General features: G+C 44.2%; 15 protein-coding genes. 8 read left to right on the top strand and 7 right to left on the bottom strand.

Annotated elements, in window-relative coordinates:
* Window positions 1-232: 232 nt before the first annotated feature.
* Window positions 233-1,765: a SulP family inorganic anion transporter gene (locus QUE24_RS02845; RefSeq protein ID WP_286305154.1), complete on the bottom strand. Its 1,533-nt coding sequence runs from the start codon at window positions 1,763-1,765 to the stop codon at window positions 233-235.
* Between the two features lie 304 nt (window positions 1,766-2,069).
* Between QUE24_RS02845 and lexA the strand changes: the two genes are divergently transcribed.
* Complete coding sequence (gene lexA, locus QUE24_RS02840) at window positions 2,070-2,681, top strand: transcriptional repressor LexA (protein ID WP_286305153.1); 612 nt, start codon at window positions 2,070-2,072, stop codon at window positions 2,679-2,681.
* 3 nt (window positions 2,682-2,684) lie between these two features.
* Window positions 2,685-3,917 carry a DNA polymerase Y family protein gene (locus QUE24_RS02835; protein ID WP_286305152.1) on the top strand — a complete coding sequence of 411 codons (1,233 nt, stop codon included), beginning with the start codon at window positions 2,685-2,687 and terminating at the stop codon, window positions 3,915-3,917.
* A 44-nt stretch (window positions 3,918-3,961) separates the two neighbouring features.
* Here QUE24_RS02835 and galU read toward each other — a convergent pair whose 3' ends face one another.
* The 5 genes from galU to dmeF all read right to left on the bottom strand — a co-directional run bounded on the left by galU (window position 3,962) and on the right by dmeF (window position 10,688).
* Window positions 3,962-4,819 carry a UTP--glucose-1-phosphate uridylyltransferase GalU gene (gene galU, locus QUE24_RS02830; RefSeq protein WP_286305151.1) on the bottom strand — a complete coding sequence of 286 codons (858 nt, stop codon included), beginning with the start codon at window positions 4,817-4,819 and terminating at the stop codon, window positions 3,962-3,964.
* A 57-nt stretch (window positions 4,820-4,876) separates the two neighbouring features.
* Window positions 4,877-6,631 (bottom strand): sugar phosphorylase, encoded by a 1,755-nt coding sequence (locus QUE24_RS02825; protein WP_286305150.1) that lies wholly within the window; start codon window positions 6,629-6,631, stop codon window positions 4,877-4,879.
* A 12-nt stretch (window positions 6,632-6,643) separates the two neighbouring features.
* A complete protein-coding gene (locus QUE24_RS02820; RefSeq protein WP_286305149.1) occupies window positions 6,644-7,867 on the bottom strand; it encodes a glycosyltransferase family protein in 1,224 nt (407 codons plus the stop codon).
* Complete coding sequence (locus QUE24_RS02815; protein WP_286305148.1) at window positions 7,860-9,638, bottom strand: HAD-IIB family hydrolase; 1,779 nt, start codon at window positions 9,636-9,638, stop codon at window positions 7,860-7,862. Before QUE24_RS02815 ends, QUE24_RS02820 begins: the two co-directional genes overlap by 8 nt.
* Window positions 9,639-9,752: 114 nt before the next feature.
* On the bottom strand, window positions 9,753-10,688 hold the full coding sequence (gene dmeF, locus QUE24_RS02810; protein WP_286305147.1) for a CDF family Co(II)/Ni(II) efflux transporter DmeF: 936 nt from the start codon (window positions 10,686-10,688) through the stop codon (window positions 9,753-9,755).
* 496 nt (window positions 10,689-11,184) lie between these two features.
* On the opposite strand from dmeF, the gene QUE24_RS02805 reads away from it, so the two are divergent.
* From QUE24_RS02805 to QUE24_RS02785, 5 genes are read left to right on the top strand one after another with little or no spacing between them, the layout of a single operon-like run.
* Window positions 11,185-11,676, top strand: coding sequence for a formate dehydrogenase subunit gamma (locus tag QUE24_RS02805; protein WP_286305146.1), 492 nt, complete (start codon window positions 11,185-11,187; stop codon window positions 11,674-11,676).
* The gene (locus QUE24_RS02800) at window positions 11,676-13,217 is read left to right on the top strand and encodes a formate dehydrogenase beta subunit (RefSeq protein WP_286305145.1); all 1,542 of its coding nucleotides are present in this window, start codon (window positions 11,676-11,678) and stop codon (window positions 13,215-13,217) included. Before QUE24_RS02805 ends, QUE24_RS02800 begins: the two co-directional genes overlap by 1 nt.
* 10 nt (window positions 13,218-13,227) lie before the next feature.
* Window positions 13,228-16,101 (top strand): formate dehydrogenase subunit alpha, encoded by a 2,874-nt coding sequence (gene fdhF, locus QUE24_RS02795; RefSeq protein WP_286305144.1) that lies wholly within the window; start codon window positions 13,228-13,230, stop codon window positions 16,099-16,101.
* Window positions 16,101-16,931: a formate dehydrogenase accessory sulfurtransferase FdhD gene (gene fdhD, locus QUE24_RS02790; protein WP_286305143.1), complete on the top strand. Its 831-nt coding sequence runs from the start codon at window positions 16,101-16,103 to the stop codon at window positions 16,929-16,931. The genes fdhF and fdhD overlap by 1 nt, the downstream gene beginning before the upstream one ends.
* Before the next feature lie 13 nt (window positions 16,932-16,944).
* Window positions 16,945-17,199 (top strand): formate dehydrogenase subunit delta, encoded by a 255-nt coding sequence (locus QUE24_RS02785; protein ID WP_286305142.1) that lies wholly within the window; start codon window positions 16,945-16,947, stop codon window positions 17,197-17,199.
* 136 nt (window positions 17,200-17,335) lie between these two features.
* Here the strand turns inward: QUE24_RS02785 and QUE24_RS02780 are convergent, their stop codons facing one another.
* Window positions 17,336-17,647, bottom strand: a complete 312-nt coding sequence (locus QUE24_RS02780) for an acyl-CoA thioesterase (protein WP_286305141.1) — start codon at window positions 17,645-17,647, stop codon at window positions 17,336-17,338.
* A gap of 105 nt (window positions 17,648-17,752) precedes the next feature.
* Between QUE24_RS02780 and QUE24_RS02775 the strand changes: the two genes are divergently transcribed.
* A complete protein-coding gene (locus QUE24_RS02775) occupies window positions 17,753-19,507 on the top strand; it encodes a pyrroloquinoline quinone-dependent dehydrogenase (protein WP_286305140.1) in 1,755 nt (584 codons plus the stop codon).
* Window positions 19,508-19,605: the final 98 nt, after the last annotated feature.

The raw sequence follows: 19,605 nt of genomic DNA, 5'->3' as shown, positions 1-19,605 counted from the left end.
AAAAAAAGCCAGTCTAAGACTGGCCTTTTAATAATACGCTGATTGGCTTAGTTGTGATAAAGGCCGTAAGCAATGAGTAGCAGCCAAAATGCAGTAAAGCCCAGAATAATATGTGGAAACTTTTCTATCAGCAATTTATCGATTTTTTTAACATGTTTTTTTCTCGTAGTTCAATAGGTTATACAATTTTAAACTTATTATTATGGCGCTAAAGATAGCAGTTATTTGGCTTTTATGCCAGCTTGTCATCAGCAATATGATAATGCGGATCTTCCATCACATTGACTTCAATCAGATCCGCTGCATTGTTCAGTAATTGTTTACATTCTTCACTTAAATGCCTTAAATGCAGTGTTTTCCCAGCTTTGATATAACGATCTGCCAACGAATCAATAGCTTCAATAGCGGAATGGTCATAAACCCGCGAGTTTTTGAAATCTAGAATGACGTCATCCGCATCATCATTTTTCGGATCAAATAAATCATTAAAGTTACGCACCGAACTAAAGAATAACGGTCCGTTTAACTCATGAACAATAGAGCCTTGTTCATTTTTATAACTTTTCAGATAGATATGTTTGGCATGTTGCCAAGCGAAAACCAACGCAGACATGATGATACCGGTAATCACGGCGATAGCCAGATCAGTAAAGACAGTAATCACGGCGACGGAAATACCGATAATGGCATCCGGTAATGGAATACGGCCCAGTAAGCGAAAACTCGCCCATTCGAAGGTACCCAGTACCACCATAAACATCACGCCCGTTAAAGCCGCAATAGGGATGATTTCAATCAGTGGTGATGCAAATAAAATAAAACAAAGTAAGAATAAGGCTGCCGAGATACCAGATAATCTACCGCGTCCACCCGAGTTAATATTGATCATACTTTGACCAATCATGGCACAACCGCCCATGCCGCCAAAAAAGCCTGTTACGGTGTTAGCTACACCTTGACCAATACATTCTTTATTTGGGCGGCCTGTTGTTTCTGTGATTTCATCAATGAGAGTGAGGGTTAGTAAGGACTCTGTTAAACCAATAAACGCTAAGATAAAGGAGTAGGGCGCGATAATCAGTAATGTTTCCAGATTGAAGGGAACCATCGGAATACTGAACTCTGGAAGACCGCCGGCAATAGAAGCAATATCACCTACATTACGAATATCAAGATGCAGGCCAATTGCCACTAGAGTAACGACAATAATAGCGGCCAAAGAGGATGGGAAAGCTTTAGTTAACTTAGGCAAGAAATAGCTAATCGCCATGGTTAAAGCGACCAGACCTAACATCCACCATAATGGCTCACCTGATAGCCATTGTTCCTCACCATTTTCACCAGTGACTTTAAAGGCTTTGAGTTGGGCCAGAAAGATGACCATGGCCAGACCATTTACAAACCCCAACATAACCGGAAGTGGGACAATACGAATAAATTTACCCAACCGGAATACCCCAGCCAGGATTTGCAGAATGCCCATTAACACGACAGTGGCAAATAAATATTCCACACCGTGTTGTGCCACCAATGCCACCATAACAACCGCTAACGCGCCTGTCGCACCTGAAATCATACCTGGCCGGCCACCAATCGCCGCGGTGATAAGTCCGACAAGAAATGCGGCATATAAACCGACTAAAGGCTCAACACCAGCCACAAAGGCAAAAGCCACCGCTTCTGGCACAAGCGCTAAGGCAACAGTCAGTCCAGATAACACATCATTCTTTATGTTTTGTGGGCGTTTCAGTAACAGATTAAACATAGGATCCCTTTATAAACCAAACCGAGCTATGACTCATACACACCATGCATAGCAAGGTGCTAGCAGTAATTTATTTTGATTTTGACTGAGTCATGAGAGGTAAGCCTTCGATGGGAAAGGCTTGAAAAGGCGACAATTATCGCTGAAACACGGCATTAAGTCTAGTTATCCCTTGAATTTACTCCTTTAATAACAAAGATATAAGCTCGCCTTGTTCATGTGGATATGATTAAAAATAATACTTGCTGAAATGGAATAAATTCTCTATATTTTCTCTTCTCAATATTTTCTCTAAAAGGAAGAGATGATGCTGACCGAACGTGAACAAGATACATTGAATTTTATTCGTCAATACATAGATGAACAGGGACGTTCACCGCTGGTTTCTGAGATTGCCAAGGGCTTAGGGATAAAGTCTCAAGGCACAACCCATCGTTATATCCAGGCATTGGTGGATGCCGGACTTCTAGAGCGACATGTCGGAAGAACACGAGGACTGCACTTAACCGAGCAGCCTGACCCTGCTCCGCTGACATCCGTCACTTTGCCAGTAAAAGGAAAAATCGCCGCTGGCCGCTTAGTGGAAGCCATTGCTGATGAGTCTGAAATTGATTTGAGCGATATGTTTACTGGAAAGGGACGGTTTGTACTGAAAGTAAACGGTGACTCGATGATTGATAAGGCCATTATGTCGGGCGATTATGTCGTGGTGCAATCCCAGCCAACAGCACGTCATGGCGATATTGTTGTTGCTTTGGTGGATGGGTTTGATGCCACCCTGAAAACGCTGTTAATTAATAACGATGGCACCGTGACATTAATGCCTGCTAATGCTAATTATGAACCTGTCACCTTGCCTGCCAGTCGTGTACGGGTCCAAGGTGTAGTGGTCGGTCAGTTACGTACCTATCCTTAAATAATGACTATTGATGCCTTATCACCATGGCCACGCATGATCGCCTTAGTGGATATGGATTGTTTTTTTGCCCAAGTAGAGCAGATGGATAATGCTGATTGGTTCAAAAAGCCGGTAGCCGTAACCAATGGTCTTCAGGGAACGACGATTATTACCTGTTCCTATGAAGCCAGAGCATTTGGCGTACATACCGGAATGCGTTTGAAACAGGCCAGACAGTTATGTCCTGGCCTGATCCATGCGCCTTCACGGCCATATCGCTATGCTGAGTTATCAACACGCATCATGGAAGGCTTAATCGACATTACGCCGGATGTGGAAGTGTTCAGCGTAGACGAAGCTTTTTTGGATTTGACGCGTTGTCAGACTTTATACAAAGGCGCAATGAATATTGCTTATCTCATTAAGAGAAGAGTCTGGCAGGTTTCAGGTTTACGCTGTTCTGTTGGAGTGAGTGGAGACAAAACTACAGCTAAATTCGCTGCCAAAAAGGAAAAGCCTGATGGCATGACCGTGATTCATCCGGAAGAGGCTGCTGACGTGCTGGCTCCCGAACCTGTCACGGCGCTGAGTGGGATTAATAAGGGGATTGGTCGTTTTTTAGCGCATTATGGAGTGGAACGCTGTGGTGAAATGAAAAACATACCGATGAGCCTGTTATCAAAACGGTTTGGTCATTTAGGTCGGCGTATATGGCTCATGGCACAAGGACAAGATCCGGAGCGCCTGACGTTTAATGTGAAAGCACCTAAAACCATTGGTCATGGCAAGGTACTCCCGCCTGGCACCCATCAAAAAAATACGGTCTTGATCTATTTACAGCATATGGCAGAGAAAGTGGCAGCCAGGATGCGTTGTTTTCATTATCAGGCTGAGTGTTTTTTTATTGGTTTAAAAACAGAGCGCGGATGGCTTAAAACCAAAGCCCATGCAGGTATCTATACCGATGATGGACACGTCATTTATCAGTTATGTAAAGCGTTTGTTGATTTTTATTGGGCGGGACAAGGTGTTTGGCAGGTACAGGTGACAGCCTTATCACCTCAACAAGGAAAACAATTAGATTTATTCGAGCAACCTGATATACAAAGAGAACATATCAACCAGACCGTTGATAAAGTCAATTACCGGTATGGTGAGCTGACTTTGGCGCCTGCCAGACTTTTACAGAAGTCTACTATGCCCAATGTTATTGCACCCGCCTGGAAACCCAAAGGACATCGAAAAACCATATAAAAAAGCCGGCGGGGAAGCCGGCTTTTTGAAGAGCGAATCAGTGTTTACTTTTTAGCATGATCACGCTGGTAGTAGTAGTTGGTCGCTTCAACAAAGCCATCAATACTACCGCAGTCAAAACGGTGACCTTTAAATTTGAGTGCCAAAACGCGTTTTTCTTTTGCCAGAGTACGGATAGCATCAGTGATTTGTACTTCACCATTGGCACCAGGCGCTGTTTTTTCAATGTATTCAAAGATATCAGGCGTTAATACGTAACGACCAATAATACCTAGCTGACTTGGCGCATCTTCAGGTTTTGGTTTTTCTACCATGTCATCGACTTCAAATAGACCATCTTCGATTTCACGGCCAGAGATGACACCGTAGCTGCTGATGTTATCGCCGGGTACTTCTTCAATAGCAATAACACTACAGTTATATTTTTCGTAGACTTCAACCAATTGGCCTAATGCACGTTTGCTTACATCTTCATCTGTACGAGCGCACAAGTCGTCAGCCAGGATAACGGCAAATGGTTCGTCACCGATAATAGGTTGACCAGTTAGAATCGCATGACCCAAACCGAGCATTTCACGTTGTCTCATAAAGATGAAGTTACAGGTATCCATCACTTCACGAATATCTTCCAGGTGTTTCTCTTTACTCGTACCACGGATTTGGTGTTCTAATTCGTAACTGGTGTCGAAATGATCAGCAATTGCACGTTTACCTCGACCAGTGATGAAACCTACTTCAGTGACGCCAGCCTCAATGGCTTCTTCGACACCATATTGAATAAGAGGCTTGTTAACGACAGGTAACATCTCTTTAGGCATGGCTTTGGTGGCTGGCAGGAATCGTGTGCCATAACCAGCTACAGGGAAAAGACATTTACGAATTTTTTTACTGATTGCATTCATTAATCCTTATTTTTTATATAGCTTAGCTAAATGGTATGAAAGTCTGATGACAATACCTTAGCCATTTGTAATCCATAGTACTTGGTATGGCGCAACTGTAATCATGTCAGATGAACCATCTAGAATAACACCACTTATCAGGTCCCACCATCGGTCTGTAACAACCAGATTGAGGTTGGCAATACGAAGTGGTTGTTCGGTATCGCTTATATTGTAAATGCAGAAGATACTTTGTCTTCTGTCCATACTTTGTCGCCAAAACCCAAACAGTTTTTCACCAAGGTGCAGTGTAAACTGAGTGGCATTCGGATGAAAAGCCCGCTGTTGTTTTCTTAGATGTATCAGCTTCTTAAGTAATTCTGAAACTTGTGCATGTTGAGATGATGGCGTTGATAATTCGCTCATCAAGGAAGCTTCATCCCATTCATGACGATTAATCGAACGGTTTTGTTCCGTGTGTTCCAGCTTTTCTAAATCATTACTGGTAGCGAGCAAGCTATGAATATAAATGCCAGGAATACCTTCTAAAGCCAGCATGATGGCGTGAGCACAGATAAAACGGTCAATATTCCACTCATCTTTACCCGATGTTGTGCCTTGAAGTGCATCAAACAGTGAGATATTGATTTCATAAGGTTTTTTCACACCATTTTCGCCTTCCCGCCAGGAAATACGCCCACCAAATTGCTGCATAGTACTGATTAAAGAAGCAATCTCAGCTTCACTTAATAAGCCTTCAGCCGGCCTCAGGCCTATGCCGTCATGCGAAGCAATAAAGTTAAAGTATGCTGTCCCATGTTGTGCTGGCGGCATGCTCATCAACCACTGTTTTAAATAAAAACAGTCTCCTGTGACTAGCGTATTGACCAAAAGAGGCGGCAGCGAAAAATTGTAGATACAGTGAGCTTCATTAGCATTACCAAAATAACTCAGGTTTTCTCTGTTTGGGATATTGGTTTCAGTGATAATGATGGCATTTGGATCCACGTGTTGAATCAAACTTCGCATCAACCTGACTACTTCGTGTGTTTCTGGAAGATTGAGGCAGTTTGTGCCGATTTTTTTCCACAAGAAAGCCACCGCATCCAGCCGGAAAATATGCACTCCTTTATCCAGATAAAAGCGAACGATATTAATAAATTCTTTTAACACTTCAGGGTTACGGAAATCAAAATCCACCTGAGTATGACTGAAAGTGCACCAGACATATTGAGTGCCATCATGAGTTTCTGTTTCACGGAGCAAGGGGCTGGTTCTCGGTCTGACTACCTGACTGATGGGCGTGCTTGGTGACGTGGTGAAAAAATAGTCATGACCTGGACCATCACCTTTAATAAAGTTCTTAAACCAAGTGCCGCTGCTGGAACCATGATTGATAACAAGATCAGCCATCAGACGATAATCACTGGCAATGGCTTCAATGTCCTCCCAATCTCCCAATGCTTTATTAACTTCATAATAATCCATGACGGCAAAGCCATCATCTGAGCAATATGGGAAAAATGGCAAGATATGCACGCCATTTATATAACCACTGATTTCATTATTAAGAAAACGATACAGCGTTTTTAAAGGTGCTTCACCTTCTTTTTTTACACTATTACCGTAGGTAATAAGAACAATATCCGTTTGATCCCAGTTATTTTTATGCGCAATGCTTTCTTTGAAATCCTGATCTAACCGCATGATGCGGATAATGTCATCGCATAAGGTGCCTAGCGAAAAATCAGTAGAGGTCTCAGAATAAATAGCGTTGAGATGATGGAGAACTGTCTCTTTCAATCGTTGAAGTTGCTCATCATTGGGTGTCATTTTTGGTATCCCTTATGCAGAAAAATCCTGATAGTCAGCTTCAACAGCATCATAAATTCGTTCAAAAATATCTGGCAGTGCACTCTGTACTCGGCTCCAGCTTGGCGTGAAGGGGACTTCCATCGGATTCTCCAGGAACATTTGACCTGCATCCATGATGTTTTTAGCAAACATTTCAACAGACTCTTCTTCCTGATGAATGTCGAAATGCAGGCCGTTCATCACTGCATCATTGTGGTAGGTTTCCACAAAGTCGAGTGCGATACGGTAATAAGTCGCTTTTAGCGTTCGGAATGATTCAGGCGTGAATACCGTACCTTTCGTGGCTAGTTTTCTAAATAGCGATTTGGCAATGTCGATCGACATTTTGGATAAACCGGCCTGCTGATCGTCCGGTGATAATTCTTGATGCTTATGATCATAAACTTGGGCTACATCCACCTGACAGAGTCGATTATTGGCATAGTTACGATGCATTTCTGATAACACACCTATTTCCAGACCCCAGTCACTCGGGATACGAATATCAGATAATACATCGCGTCTGAATGAAAACTCACCGGCCAGCGGGTATCGGAAGCTATCCATATATTCCAGATAAGGCTGGTTACCGACGACCATCTTCAGTGCGCGGATAAGCGGCGTGACGAGTAAACGATTCACACGGCCATTTAGCTTTCCACTGGCCACGCGAGCGTAATAACCTTTACAAAACTCATAATTAAACATCGGGTTAGCGACAGGGTAGATTAAGCGTGCGAGTAAATCACTGGTGTAAGTCACTATGTCGCAATCATGCAGGGCAATTGATTCCGCTTTTCCAGAGGCAATGATATACCCCGTGCAATACCAGACATTACGACCTTTACCTTTTTCTTTTGGCGCGAGCCCCAGCGATTGCAGTTCTTCGTCAATCGCGGTGAGTCTCGGCCCATCATTCCATAAAATACGATGGTGCTGTGGCAAGGCCGAAAAGAAGTTAATGGCATGACGATATTGGTCTTCATCCGCGCGATCCAGACCAATAACAATTTCAGATAAGTAAGGAACCGTTTTAAGCTGCTGAATAATATTAGGGAGCGCCTCACCTTCGAGCTCTGAAAAAAGGGAAGGGAGCAGTAATCCCATAGGCCTTTGTTTGCTAAATTGAACAAGATCGCTTTCAAGATCAGCTAAGTGGCGATCTGTTAAGTTATGAAGAGTAGTAATAATCCCATTCTGGTGAAAATCAGCCATGATTGCCTCGGGGTAAGTTAAATGAATCGGAATGCTGCTTTGCATCGATGATTTGAGTGACACCTTCAGCCCAACCTTTAGGGCCGAAAAAAGTGGACACAGTTAAGTTATCTGTTCTATCTATGTCTGGTAGACCATGAACAGGTGAGCGAATAAGCAAAGCGTAATCGGCTTGCTCTAGCATCGCTTTATCATTTTGACTGTCACCTATTCCCAGTGTCTGAATAATTTGCTGTGGTTGGGTTTGTTGGTAAACCGCGGTTAACCAGGCGAGGGCCTGACCTTTATCACATTGGCCCGAAACATGGATAAACCGTCCGCCTTCAAGAATATTGGCACCAAGTGCTGTCAGCTCAGTTATAAACTGGTGTTTGAGATTGCCGTTGCCATGCCATGACACAGGTTCGCCAAACTCGCGTCTTGCAGCACAAGCAGCTGCATGGACATTCAGACCTGTCATCGCAATAATGCCATCAATACCTGCATCAGCGAATGTTTTAAATTCATGCTGATAAGCAGGACGAACCTGGTCAATCAATGACTGCCAATGTTGTCGAGGCTGAACAAAACTTTTAACCCAATATTTCCCTCGTTTTTCAGTATCTTCTGGTTGCTGGTCAAAGTAACCTTCTGGAATATAGACAGCCGCACCATTCTCCACAATAAAAGGGTGATGGTTGCCAAGACTATCTCTTATGAGCTCCACTTCAGCCGCTGTTTTACTGGTAACAGGTATAACGGGAATCTGATTCTGCTCAAGTGCTGCGAGTGTCGGTATGGCTTCATCAAAGTGATAATTATGATGATCAAGCAGAGTGCCATCCATATCGGTAAACACCAACCATTGATGGGGCGCATTGCTGCTTAGTTTGGTTGGTAGCGGTTGAGTGAGTTGGGTGATTTGGCGATTTTCATCAAGTTCGAATAAATAGTTCACTTTGTTTGGCAACGTGTTGAGTGTATTTTCGGTAATACGTTGATAATATTTGATAAAGCGTCCGACCGCTTTCTCATCCATAATTTGTGTGCTTGTCTGCTGCTCAGACAAGCTTGATTTCAATTTGTTTTCTTGCTCAAGCCGCCACTGATAGACACAGTCAAAAGAAGGCGCTTTGAGCATGATCCAGATATCAATCAGTTCAAACAGTTTTGGGTAAAACCTGGCTAATTGCTCATTCACATAACGTCGCCAGACTTGTGAGTCATCTTCGAACTCTTCCAAATCATTAATGGGCGCTTTAAGTAGACGATCATCCTGTGCTTCGGCTCCCAGGCACCAACCTTCAAAGATGACGACATCAACAGCTTGAGTAATGATTTCTTCTGACTCAGCAGGGGCCCGGTCGTCTTCTGCTTTATTAAAACGAGGAATGTTGACTGGAAATTGTTGGTTTATGAGCTGACTGATTGTTTTTCTAGCAAGAGCAATATCATGTGTGCCTGGTACACCACGAGTGGTTAGTAGAGGATGAATACCCTGGCCTAGCTGTATTCTTTCTTGACGAGTGAAATAAAAATCATCTAGTGATAAAGACACTACATTGAGTGAGTAGTGTTCTCTAAGAATATAAACAGCAAGTTGGGCCAGCGTACTTTTTCCTGAACCTTGTGCACCATTAATACCTACAGTGATCGTCCTTTTTGCACTTTTATGGTGCATCGATATTTCTTCAAGAACAGGTAAATACCATTGTTCTGCAAGCGTCTGATAACTATCAGGTAATCTATGTTTTTGAAGAAAGTCGCTGATGTCGATGTTCAGCATATCCATATCTCTCGGCTGTCATTAACGGGTGATAGATAGCCTGATGCAGTATTCATACCGCCAATTCAAAAAACGAGGAACATACTGCTTTTTTTGTGGAAAAGTACCGCAAATCAGCGGTTAGTGATCATCACTTTTTTGATGATATTGATTCACTTCAATCGTAATGTGTGACAAACGATCAAATTCATTCAGTAGTGATTTGTAATGCTGAGTGGGTTTGGGCTCAGATGTCGCAATAGAAATAATGGCAGCAAAATGCTCAGCACTCACATGCCAGATGTGGAAATCGACAATATGATTGTCCGCATCATTCTCTATACGATCCTGAATAGCCTGACTGTAGCCCTGCTCAATGCTGCCATCCAGTAATATCGGACTGGTCTCTTTGATTAAACCAACAGCCCAGACACTGATGATGACAGCACCGACAATGCCCATTAAGGCATCCAGCCACATCCAATTAAGAAGCATTGCACCAATAAGCGCGATGATGGCCAAAATGGACGTTAGCGCATCTGCTAAAACGTGCATATAAGCGGCTTTTAAATTGTGATCATGGTGGTGATGGTGATGACTTGCGTGGCTATGACTGTGCGCGTGGTTATCTTTTAATATTAATGCGCTGATGAGGTTAACGATAAGACCTATGATGGCGACAAGGATTGCTGCACTGAATTCGATTTGATGCGGATTGACTAATCGTTCTACTGATTCTATTAACATCATCAAAGCGACGACGCCTAGAGCAATAGCGCTGGCAAAGCCGCCCAATACACTGACTTTTCCTGTACCAAAAGCAAATGCAGCATTCGTTTTGTTTTTCGATGCGTAAGAATAAGCAAACAAGGTAATGAGAAAGGCTACGGCATGTGTGGCCATATGCCAGCCATCAGCTAGTAAGGCCATAGAGCCAAAAAGTGTGCCTGCAATAATTTCCACGAGCATGGTGATGATCGTGAGAGCAAGAACATAGCGTGTGCGTTTTTCAGCATGTGGATTTATCGTGACAAAGTCATGATCTTGCTGAAGTTCTTCAATTGTGCGCTGGTGCATAGAAATCTGAGGGCAATTTTTGATGAATTGTCCGCTATGCTAACAGAACTGATGAGAGAAAATGAGCCCAAAAAAAGGGGTGAACATTTGTTCACCCCAAGGCTCAGCACGTAGACAAGAGAGAAATACAAACAAAATGCAGCTGAAATGTTGTTTGTAATTAGTATAAAGCATCAAGTGTGCCAGATTTTATTATTAATAATAATCAGTAGTTTATATATTTTTGGGGTTTTGTGGATGTCGTTTATGCACATCCTTGGTGCAAACAAATGGCTGTTTGCACTTAATTCGGCCTTGGCAAGAAATAAGGAAATTTTATGCCTTTGTTCTGGTCATATTCTTATAAAAAACAAAAGGTGATTCACAGTTTTTAAATATGACTCAAAATGCATATTTTTATCGTGCAATCTCTATGCTAATGTCTTGTCAATAATAAAAATAAGATAATTTAAATATGCGTGTTTGTGCATATTTCAGATAACGGAGAGAGAAAAAAATGACAGTTGGAAAAGAATGGACGGAGCAGTCTATTCAGCGAATCATTGATGGGCTTGAGCACAAGCCTGGTGCGATGCTACCCATCTTGCATGCCATTCAGAATGAAATTGGTTATATCCCTGAAAAGGCTGTTGCGCAAATTGCTGAGTCCTTATTGCAAACACGTGCAGAAGTTCATGGGGTGATCAGTTTTTATCACCACTTCAGAACGACACCTCCTGGCAAACATACAATAGAAATATGTCGTGCCGAGGCCTGTCAGGCGATGGGGTGTCGGTCCCTGGAAGCACATGCCAAACAATCCCTTGGTATTGATTACCACCAAACTACGGCGAACAGACAGTTCTCATTAGAGCCAGTTTATTGTTTAGGTAACTGTGCTACCGGCCCATCTATAAGAATTGATGATGATATTCACGGTCGTGTCAGCCTGGATCGGTTTGATGAATTAGTGGCTTCCCATCAGCAAGACATGAAGGAGGTCGGCTAATGAGTCAGCGTATTTATATCCCTTGCGACACAACCGCACTCTCCTTGGGAGCCGATCAAATAGCTGAAGCTGTTCAGCAAGAAATTGAACAACGCGACCTGGACGCGACAATTGTGCGAAATGGCAGCCGTGGCATGCTCTGGCTTGAACCGCTTGTTGAAGTAGATACTGCACAAGGTCGGGTTGGTTATGGTGCAGTTAGTGCTCAGCAAGTATCAGCGTTATTTGATGCTGGCATGCTCGATGGTAATCAACAGCACGAGAGTTGCATCGGTCTGGTTGAAGAGCATCCCTTCCTTAAAAAACAGCAAAGACTAACCTTTGCCCGTTCTGGCATTACCGATCCCATTTCCATCGAAGACTACATTGCGCTGGACGGCTTTAACGGCCTAAAAAATGCCATCGCAATGCAACCTCAGAATATTGTTGATGAAGTTAAAACCTCAGGCCTGCGTGGTCGTGGTGGTGCCGCTTTCCCTACAGGGATTAAGTGGCAAACCGTTTTAGATACCCCATCTGAACAAAAATATATTGTCTGTAACGCCGATGAAGGTGACTCGGGCACCTTTGCCGATCGTCTGGTGATGGAATGCGATCCTTTCATGCTGATTGAAGGCATGACCATTTCTGGTCTGGCGGTACACGCAACACAGGGTTACATCTATCTTCGTTCTGAATACCCAGTAGCCCATAAATTATTGAACGAAGCGATCGAACGTGCTTATAAAGCCGGATATCTGGGTGAAGACATTCTCGGCTCGGGCAAACGATTTGATTTAGAGGTGCGACTGGGTGCAGGCGCTTATATCTGTGGTGAAGAGACTTCTTTATTAGACAGCCTCGAAGGCAAACGTGGTCTAGTCAGAGCCAAGCCACCATTGCCAGCAATTGTCGGTCTATTCGGACAACCGACAGTAGTGAATAACGTACTTTCATTTGCTGCTGTGCCTTACATTTTGGATAAAGGTGGTCAGTCTTATGCTGACTATGGCATGGGACGCTCTCGCGGCACATTACCTTTGCAACTGGCAGGTAATGTAAAACAAGGAGGGCTGGTTGAACTGGCTTTCGGTATCAGTCTGCGTGAATTAATGGAAGATTTTGGCGGTGGTACGCTGACCGGTAAACCATTGAAAGCGGTTCAAGTCGGTGGGCCATTAGGCGCTTATCTACCAGCAAGCCAATGGGATACACCTGTTGATTATGAAGAGTTCGCTGCCGTTGGTGCCGTATTAGGACATGGTGGTGTCGTGATGTTTGACGAAACCGTGGATATGGGAGAACAAGCTCGTTTTTCAATGGAATTTTGTAAAGTCGAGTCTTGTGGCAAATGTACGCCATGTCGAATCGGCTCCACACGTGGTGTAGAAGTGATTGACCGCATACGCAGTGGTGAAAATGCTAACGCGAATTGGGTCTTACTCGAAGACCTGTGCGAAACCATGATAGACGGCTCTCTTTGCGCTATGGGAGGAATGACACCATTCCCTGTCCAGAGCGTGATGAAATATTTCCCAGAAGAACTCAGCGCAGCGCGCTAGGAGTGACGACATGAGAATTGAAACATTTAATCCAAATAAAGACTACGGTACACCAGCTCGTGTATCGGAGACCTTAGTAACAGTAGAAATTGATGGCGTGGAAATCACGGTTCCAGAAGGAACGTCAGTGATGCGTGCCGCCTCATTAGCGAATATCAATATTCCAAAATTATGTGCCACCGACAATCTGGAATCCTTTGGTTCCTGTCGTTTATGTGCTGTTCAGATTGAAGGACGACGTGGCTATCCGGCTTCATGTACAACAACTGTTGATGAAGGCATGAAAGTCACCACGCAAAACAGCAAGTTAGCGAAATTACGCAGAAATGTGATGGAGCTGTACATCTCGGACCATCCTCTAGATTGTTTGACTTGCCCTGCCAACGGTAACTGTGAACTACAGGACATGGCCGGTGATGTAGGGCTGCGTGAAGTACGTTATGGCTATCAGGGTGAAAACCATCTGGATAGTGAAAAAGACAATTCCAATCCGTATTTCAGCTTCGATCCAAGCAAATGTATCGTTTGTTCACGTTGTGTACGTGCCTGTGAAGAAGTGCAGGGCACCTTCGCTTTAACCATTGATGGTCGTGGTTTTGATTCGAAAGTCGCAGCGGGTCAAGACGAAGACTTTATGGATTCAGAGTGTGTGTCTTGTGGTGCCTGTGTACAGGCATGCCCAACGTCCACCCTGATGGAGAAAAGTATCATCGAAATGGGGCAACCTGAACACAGTGTTGTCACTACATGTGCCTATTGCGGTGTCGGTTGCTCATTCAAAGCAGAAATGAAAGGCGATCAGGTTGTTCGCATGGTGCCTTATAAAGGCGGTGATGCAAACCATGGTCACTCTTGTGTGAAAGGCCGTTTTGCCTTTGGTTATGCGACACATAAAGACCGCATTAAAGCGCCAATGATTCGTGAGTCGATCACAGACCCTTGGCAGGAAGTCAGCTGGGAAGAAGCGATTAACTTTGCAGCGACGCGTTTAAAAGATATTCAAGCGAAATATGGTCGTGAAAGTGTCGGAGGTATTACCTCATCACGTTGTACTAATGAAGAAAGTTATCTGGTTCAAAAATTAGTTCGTGCGGCGTTTGGTAATAACAACACGGATACCTGTGCACGCGTATGTCACTCACCGACTGGTTATGGTTTGAAAGTCACCATGGGTGAATCTGCGGGTACGCAGAACTTCGATTCTGTGATGAAATCTGATGTCATTATGGTTATCGGTGCTAACCCAACAGATGCGCATCCGGTGTTTGGTTCATTAATGCGTCGTCGTCTGCGTGAAGGGGCTGATCTAATTGTGGCCGATCCACGTCATATTGATTTGCTAAAAACACCACATCTGAAAAAAGCACAGCATTTAGCCTTACGTCCTGGTTCTAACGTGGCATTGGTCAATGCAATTGCCCACGTTGTGGTGACCGAAGGACTGGAAGACAGAGCGTTTGTTGAAAAACGTTGTGATATGGAAAGCTATGAAAAATGGCGTGAATTCATTCGTGATGAACGTCATTCACCTGAAGCGGTTGAAGCAACAACAGGTGTTGCGGCAGACAAAGTGCGTCAAGCGGCCAGAACTTACGCAACAGCGAAGAACGGTGCGATTTACTACGGTCTTGGTGTCACCGAAAATAGCCAAGGTTCAACTATGGTCATGGGTATTGCTAATCTCGCCATGGCAACGGGTAATATCGGTCGTGAAGGTGTGGGTGTAAACCCATTACGTGGTCAGAATAATGTGCAAGGTTCATGTGATATGGGCTCGTTCCCACATGAGCTGCCAGGTTATCAGCACGTTTCAGATGACACAGCACGCACACACTTCGAATCAGTCTGGGGTGTGAAACTGGATAATGAGCCAGGCCTGCGTATTCCAAACATGTTTGATTCAGCCATTGCTGGCGAATTTAAAGCCTTATATGTTCAGGGTGAGGATATTGCTCAGTCTGACCCTGGCACACAACATGTTGAAAAAGCCTTACGTTCTTTAGAGTGCTTGATTGTTCAGGATCTGTTCCTGAATGAAACAGCCAAGTTTGCTCATGTGTTATTGCCGGGGTCTTCATTCCTGGAGAAAAACGGTACATTCACTAACGCGGAGCGTCGTATCAACCGTGTACGTAAAGTGATGCCAGCATTAGCCGGTAAGGAAGACTGGGAAATCACAGTCGATTTATCGAATGCTCTCGGTTATCCAATGCATTACAACCATCCATCAGAAATTATGGATGAAATTGCCTCGCTGACACCGACCTTTACCGGTGTGAACTATGATCGTCTTGACGAGTTGGGCAGTATTCAATGGCCATGTAATGATGAAAATCCAGTTGGCATGCCAACCATGCATGTGGATGACTTCCCGATTGGTAAAGGTCGTTTCAGTGTTACAGAGTATGTAGCAACGGATGAACGTACTAACAGTCGTTTCCCATTATTACTGACGACAGGCCGTATCTTGTCTCAATACAACGTGGGTGCTCAAACTCGTCGTACAGAGAATCAGGCATGGCACGATGAGGATGTGTTAGATATTCACCCATCTGATGCGGAGTTACGTGGTATTAAGGAAAACGATTGGTTAGGTATCACCAGCCGGGCCGGACAAACGGTATTGCGTGCTCGTATTACCGATAAAGTCCTACCGGGCGTCGTGTACACCACATTTCATCATCCTGGAAGTGGTGCCAACGTCATTACCACTGACAACTCTGACTGGGCGACCAACTGTCCTGAGTATAAAGTGACAGCTGTTCAGGTTGAGAGAGTCAGCCAACCTTCAGAGTGGCAGCAAAACTTCAAATCATTTGAAGCGTTGCAGATGAAACTACTGAAAGGGGCAGACACCGCTCATTCAGAGGTAGAAGCTGAGTAATGACAGGCGTTGATAAAACGACAGTTGATGTTGAGGTAGCCGTTCATAAAGATGAATCGGCTACCCAATATCAGCATGACGATATTGCTGTTGAAACACCTGTTGCTCTGGTTTACAACACGATCTCTCATGCGGTGATGATGGCGACACCGTCCGATTTAGCTGATTTTGCTCTGGGGTTTAGTTTGACCGAGGATATTGTGGATAACGCCGAACAGGTGAGCCATATTCATGTGCAGTCAAACAGTAATGGCATCAGCGTTCGTTTGATGATTGATGATGAAAAGTTTGACGCCTTACGTGAACGTCGACGCAGCTTAGTCGGCCGAACTGGCTGTGGTTTATGTGGTGTTGAATCACTCAAACAAGCCATCCGACCTATTCAGCCTGTTCAGTCGGTGCAAGTTACGGATGATGTGATTCAGGTTGGATTGAATAACATCAAACAACATCAACAGCTGCAACAAGTGACAGGGGCAACTCATGCTGCTGCCTGGTGTGATCTTGAAGGTACTATCATACTGACAAGAGAAGATGTCGGCCGACACAATGCACTGGATAAATTAATCGGTGCACATGTTAAAGCCGGCTTATCACCACACGAAGGCTTTGTATTGGTCACCAGTCGTGCCAGCTATGAGATGGTACAAAAAGCAGCCAGTGCCGGTTTTGGTTGTCTGGTAGCGGTCTCGGCACCCACGTCACTTGCAATTGAGCAAGCCCAGCAGGTTGGTTTGAAACTGGTTGGTTTTGCTCGCTCTGGTCGTCATGTCATTTATCACGATCCGTTTACTCAACATGATCACGAAACAGCCCGCAGGGCAATGTAAGGAAAGTAACAAAATGAGTCATAGTCCGGTTGAAACTTTGATCAAAATGATTAACCAAATCGCGGCAAACAATCGCGCTTATGAAGACAAAGAGGCAGCAGAACGTGTTGCCAGTCATATCAAACGCTTTTGGGCCAGAAAAATGAAAGAAGATTTAGTGGAATATCTGGATGCCGGTGGCGCTGAGCTTGATCCCATCGCGAAAGACGCGGCAGAGCAGGTGAAAAGTGGTATGCAACAAGCCGCTGCTACCAAGCAAGCTGTCTGATTGAACTTATATCTTAAACATCAATATAAGGCCGTTATGGCCTTATATTTTATGTAGCGCTCTTATTCCTGTGTAATAGCGGCTGGCTGGCGGTTTTCATCAATATGCACATAGACAATGTCAGCTTCCGCCACCTTCATTGTTGTTTCTTTTTTCCATCACGACGTTCACTTAATACTGTCAACTTCACCGTAATAGAAGATGTGCCAATACGCATGGTATCCACATAAATACTGACAATATCAGCAACCAACACAGGCGCAATAAACTGAAAATTATTGACGGCAACAGTCACAACCCGGCCGCCGGCAATTCGATGAGCGTAAATCCCTCCGGCGATATCACATTGCGACATTAACCAACCACCAAAAATATCACCAGCGATATTCACATCACTGGGCTTGGCCATAATCCGTAAAACTGCATGTTTATCTTGTGGTAATTCCATTGCCAATCCTTAAACGAAAAATGATTTTTATTGAGTGTTGTTATAATAAAAATACAAGGACTTCTCATGTATAGTGACTTTTACTTAGCATAGTAAATGGAGCGGATGATGAAATTAAGACAGCTTTGTATCGTCGTTATTTTCAGTTTAGTAGCTGTCCAAGCTCATGCTGAAGATAATCAATGGCCAGTGTTTGGTGGTAATCAATGGCATCAAAGACATTCACCGCTCACACAAATCAATCAAGATACGATCCAGAATTTACAACCAGCATGGCAATATCAAAGTGGTGTTAAAGCCACTTTTCAGGCAACGCCGATTGTCAAAGATAAAGTCATGTATTTGTCCTTACCGTTTAACGACGTGGTGGCATTAGATGCCAAAACCGGACAACAAATATGGCGTTACCATCATGAACGAATCACATCGCGGGAAATGTGTTGTGGTCCCGCTAATCGTGGTGTTGCTGTTGATGAGTCTCGTGTTTATATGGGCACAGTAGATGGTCGATTAATTGCGTTAGATCGCCAAACTGGCAAGCTTGCCTGGGACAGAGATGTCACGATGGGCGAGAGTGGTATTCAGGAAGATATTAATACGCTGGGAGATGAGACTAAAGGCACAGTATCGGGTAAGTCTGGTGCCGGTATCAACATGGCACCCATGGTGTACAAAGGCCAGGTCATTATTGGAATAACTGGTGTCGGTTATGGCTTGCATATTGACTCGCCAGACGTTAATGCACCATTAGGTGCTGTGGTGGGCATTGCTGGTGAGTATGGACGCAGAGGATTTCTCGCTGCCTATGATGCTGATACCGGAAGTCCTTTGTGGCAGTTCGATACTATTCCCGAACGCAATTGGGAAGGGGAGTTTGTTACTACCACGCCTGCAGGAGAAACCTTACCCAGAGATATCAACAAAGAAAAAGCCATGCTGGCAGCACATCCAGATGCGTGGCGTTATGGTGGTGGCTCTGCCTGGAGCACGCCAGCCATAGATGTCGATACGGATACGCTGTTTTTTGGCACCGGTAATCCATCCCCACAGATGGAAGATTCATCACGACCTGGAGATAATCTCTACACATCCTCTATCGTCGCCTTAGATGCCATGACAGGTAAAGTGAAATGGTATTTTCAACAAGTCCCCCATGATCTATGGGGATATGATGTGGCCAGTCCTCCGGTATTATTGACTGTAGACAAGGGTGGCAAACAGATTAAAGCGTTGGGTCAGGCGGGAAAAACTGGCTGGTTTTATGTGTTGAACCGCAATACCGGCAAGCTGTTATTCAGAAGCGAAGCTTATGTACCGCAGCAGAATATGTTCAAACTGCCTAGTGAAGAGGGTACGGTTATCTACCCAGGTGTGCTTGGCGGCTCGAATTGGTCACCTGTTTCGGTTGACCAACAACGTGGACTCGCTTTTATCGCTGGTATTCACTGGCCCATAAGTTATCGCTTGCATCAAATGGATGCTAGCGATGGTGAGTCTGGGGTGAAATATTCGTCTATGTCGCCTATGAATGATGTTGAGCACTATGGCCTATTAACGGCCATGGATATCAATACTGGCCAAATTCTGTGGCAGCACAAAACACCAAATCCATTATTAGGTGGTGTGCTCAGCACGGCTGCCGGTCTCGTTTTTACTGGTGAAGGCGATGGTCGGTTATTAGCCTTTGATGCCGTCTCAGGTGAATTCTTATGGCAAGGTTACTCTGAAGCCGGTGTGAACGCCCCACCTATCAGTTATGAGATTGATGGCAAGCAGTATATTGCCGTTGCCAGTGGTGGCAATAAATTATTCGGATATACAACGGGTGATTATATGAAAGTATGGGCTTTAAAGGATTAGTGTGTCAGCGAGTTAACAGCTCGCAGCAATATTAAAAAACGGTTAAGTCTTTTTTAAGACTTGTTCACCATACTCCATCTCATTCCACATGACGTAGG

This window comes from Methylophaga marina, assembly GCF_030296755.1.
In the GTDB taxonomy this organism is placed as follows: domain Bacteria; phylum Pseudomonadota; class Gammaproteobacteria; order Nitrosococcales; family Methylophagaceae; genus Methylophaga; species Methylophaga marina.
Note: the sequence above shows the minus strand (reverse complement) of the source record. Positions and strands in the feature narration are given on the sequence as shown.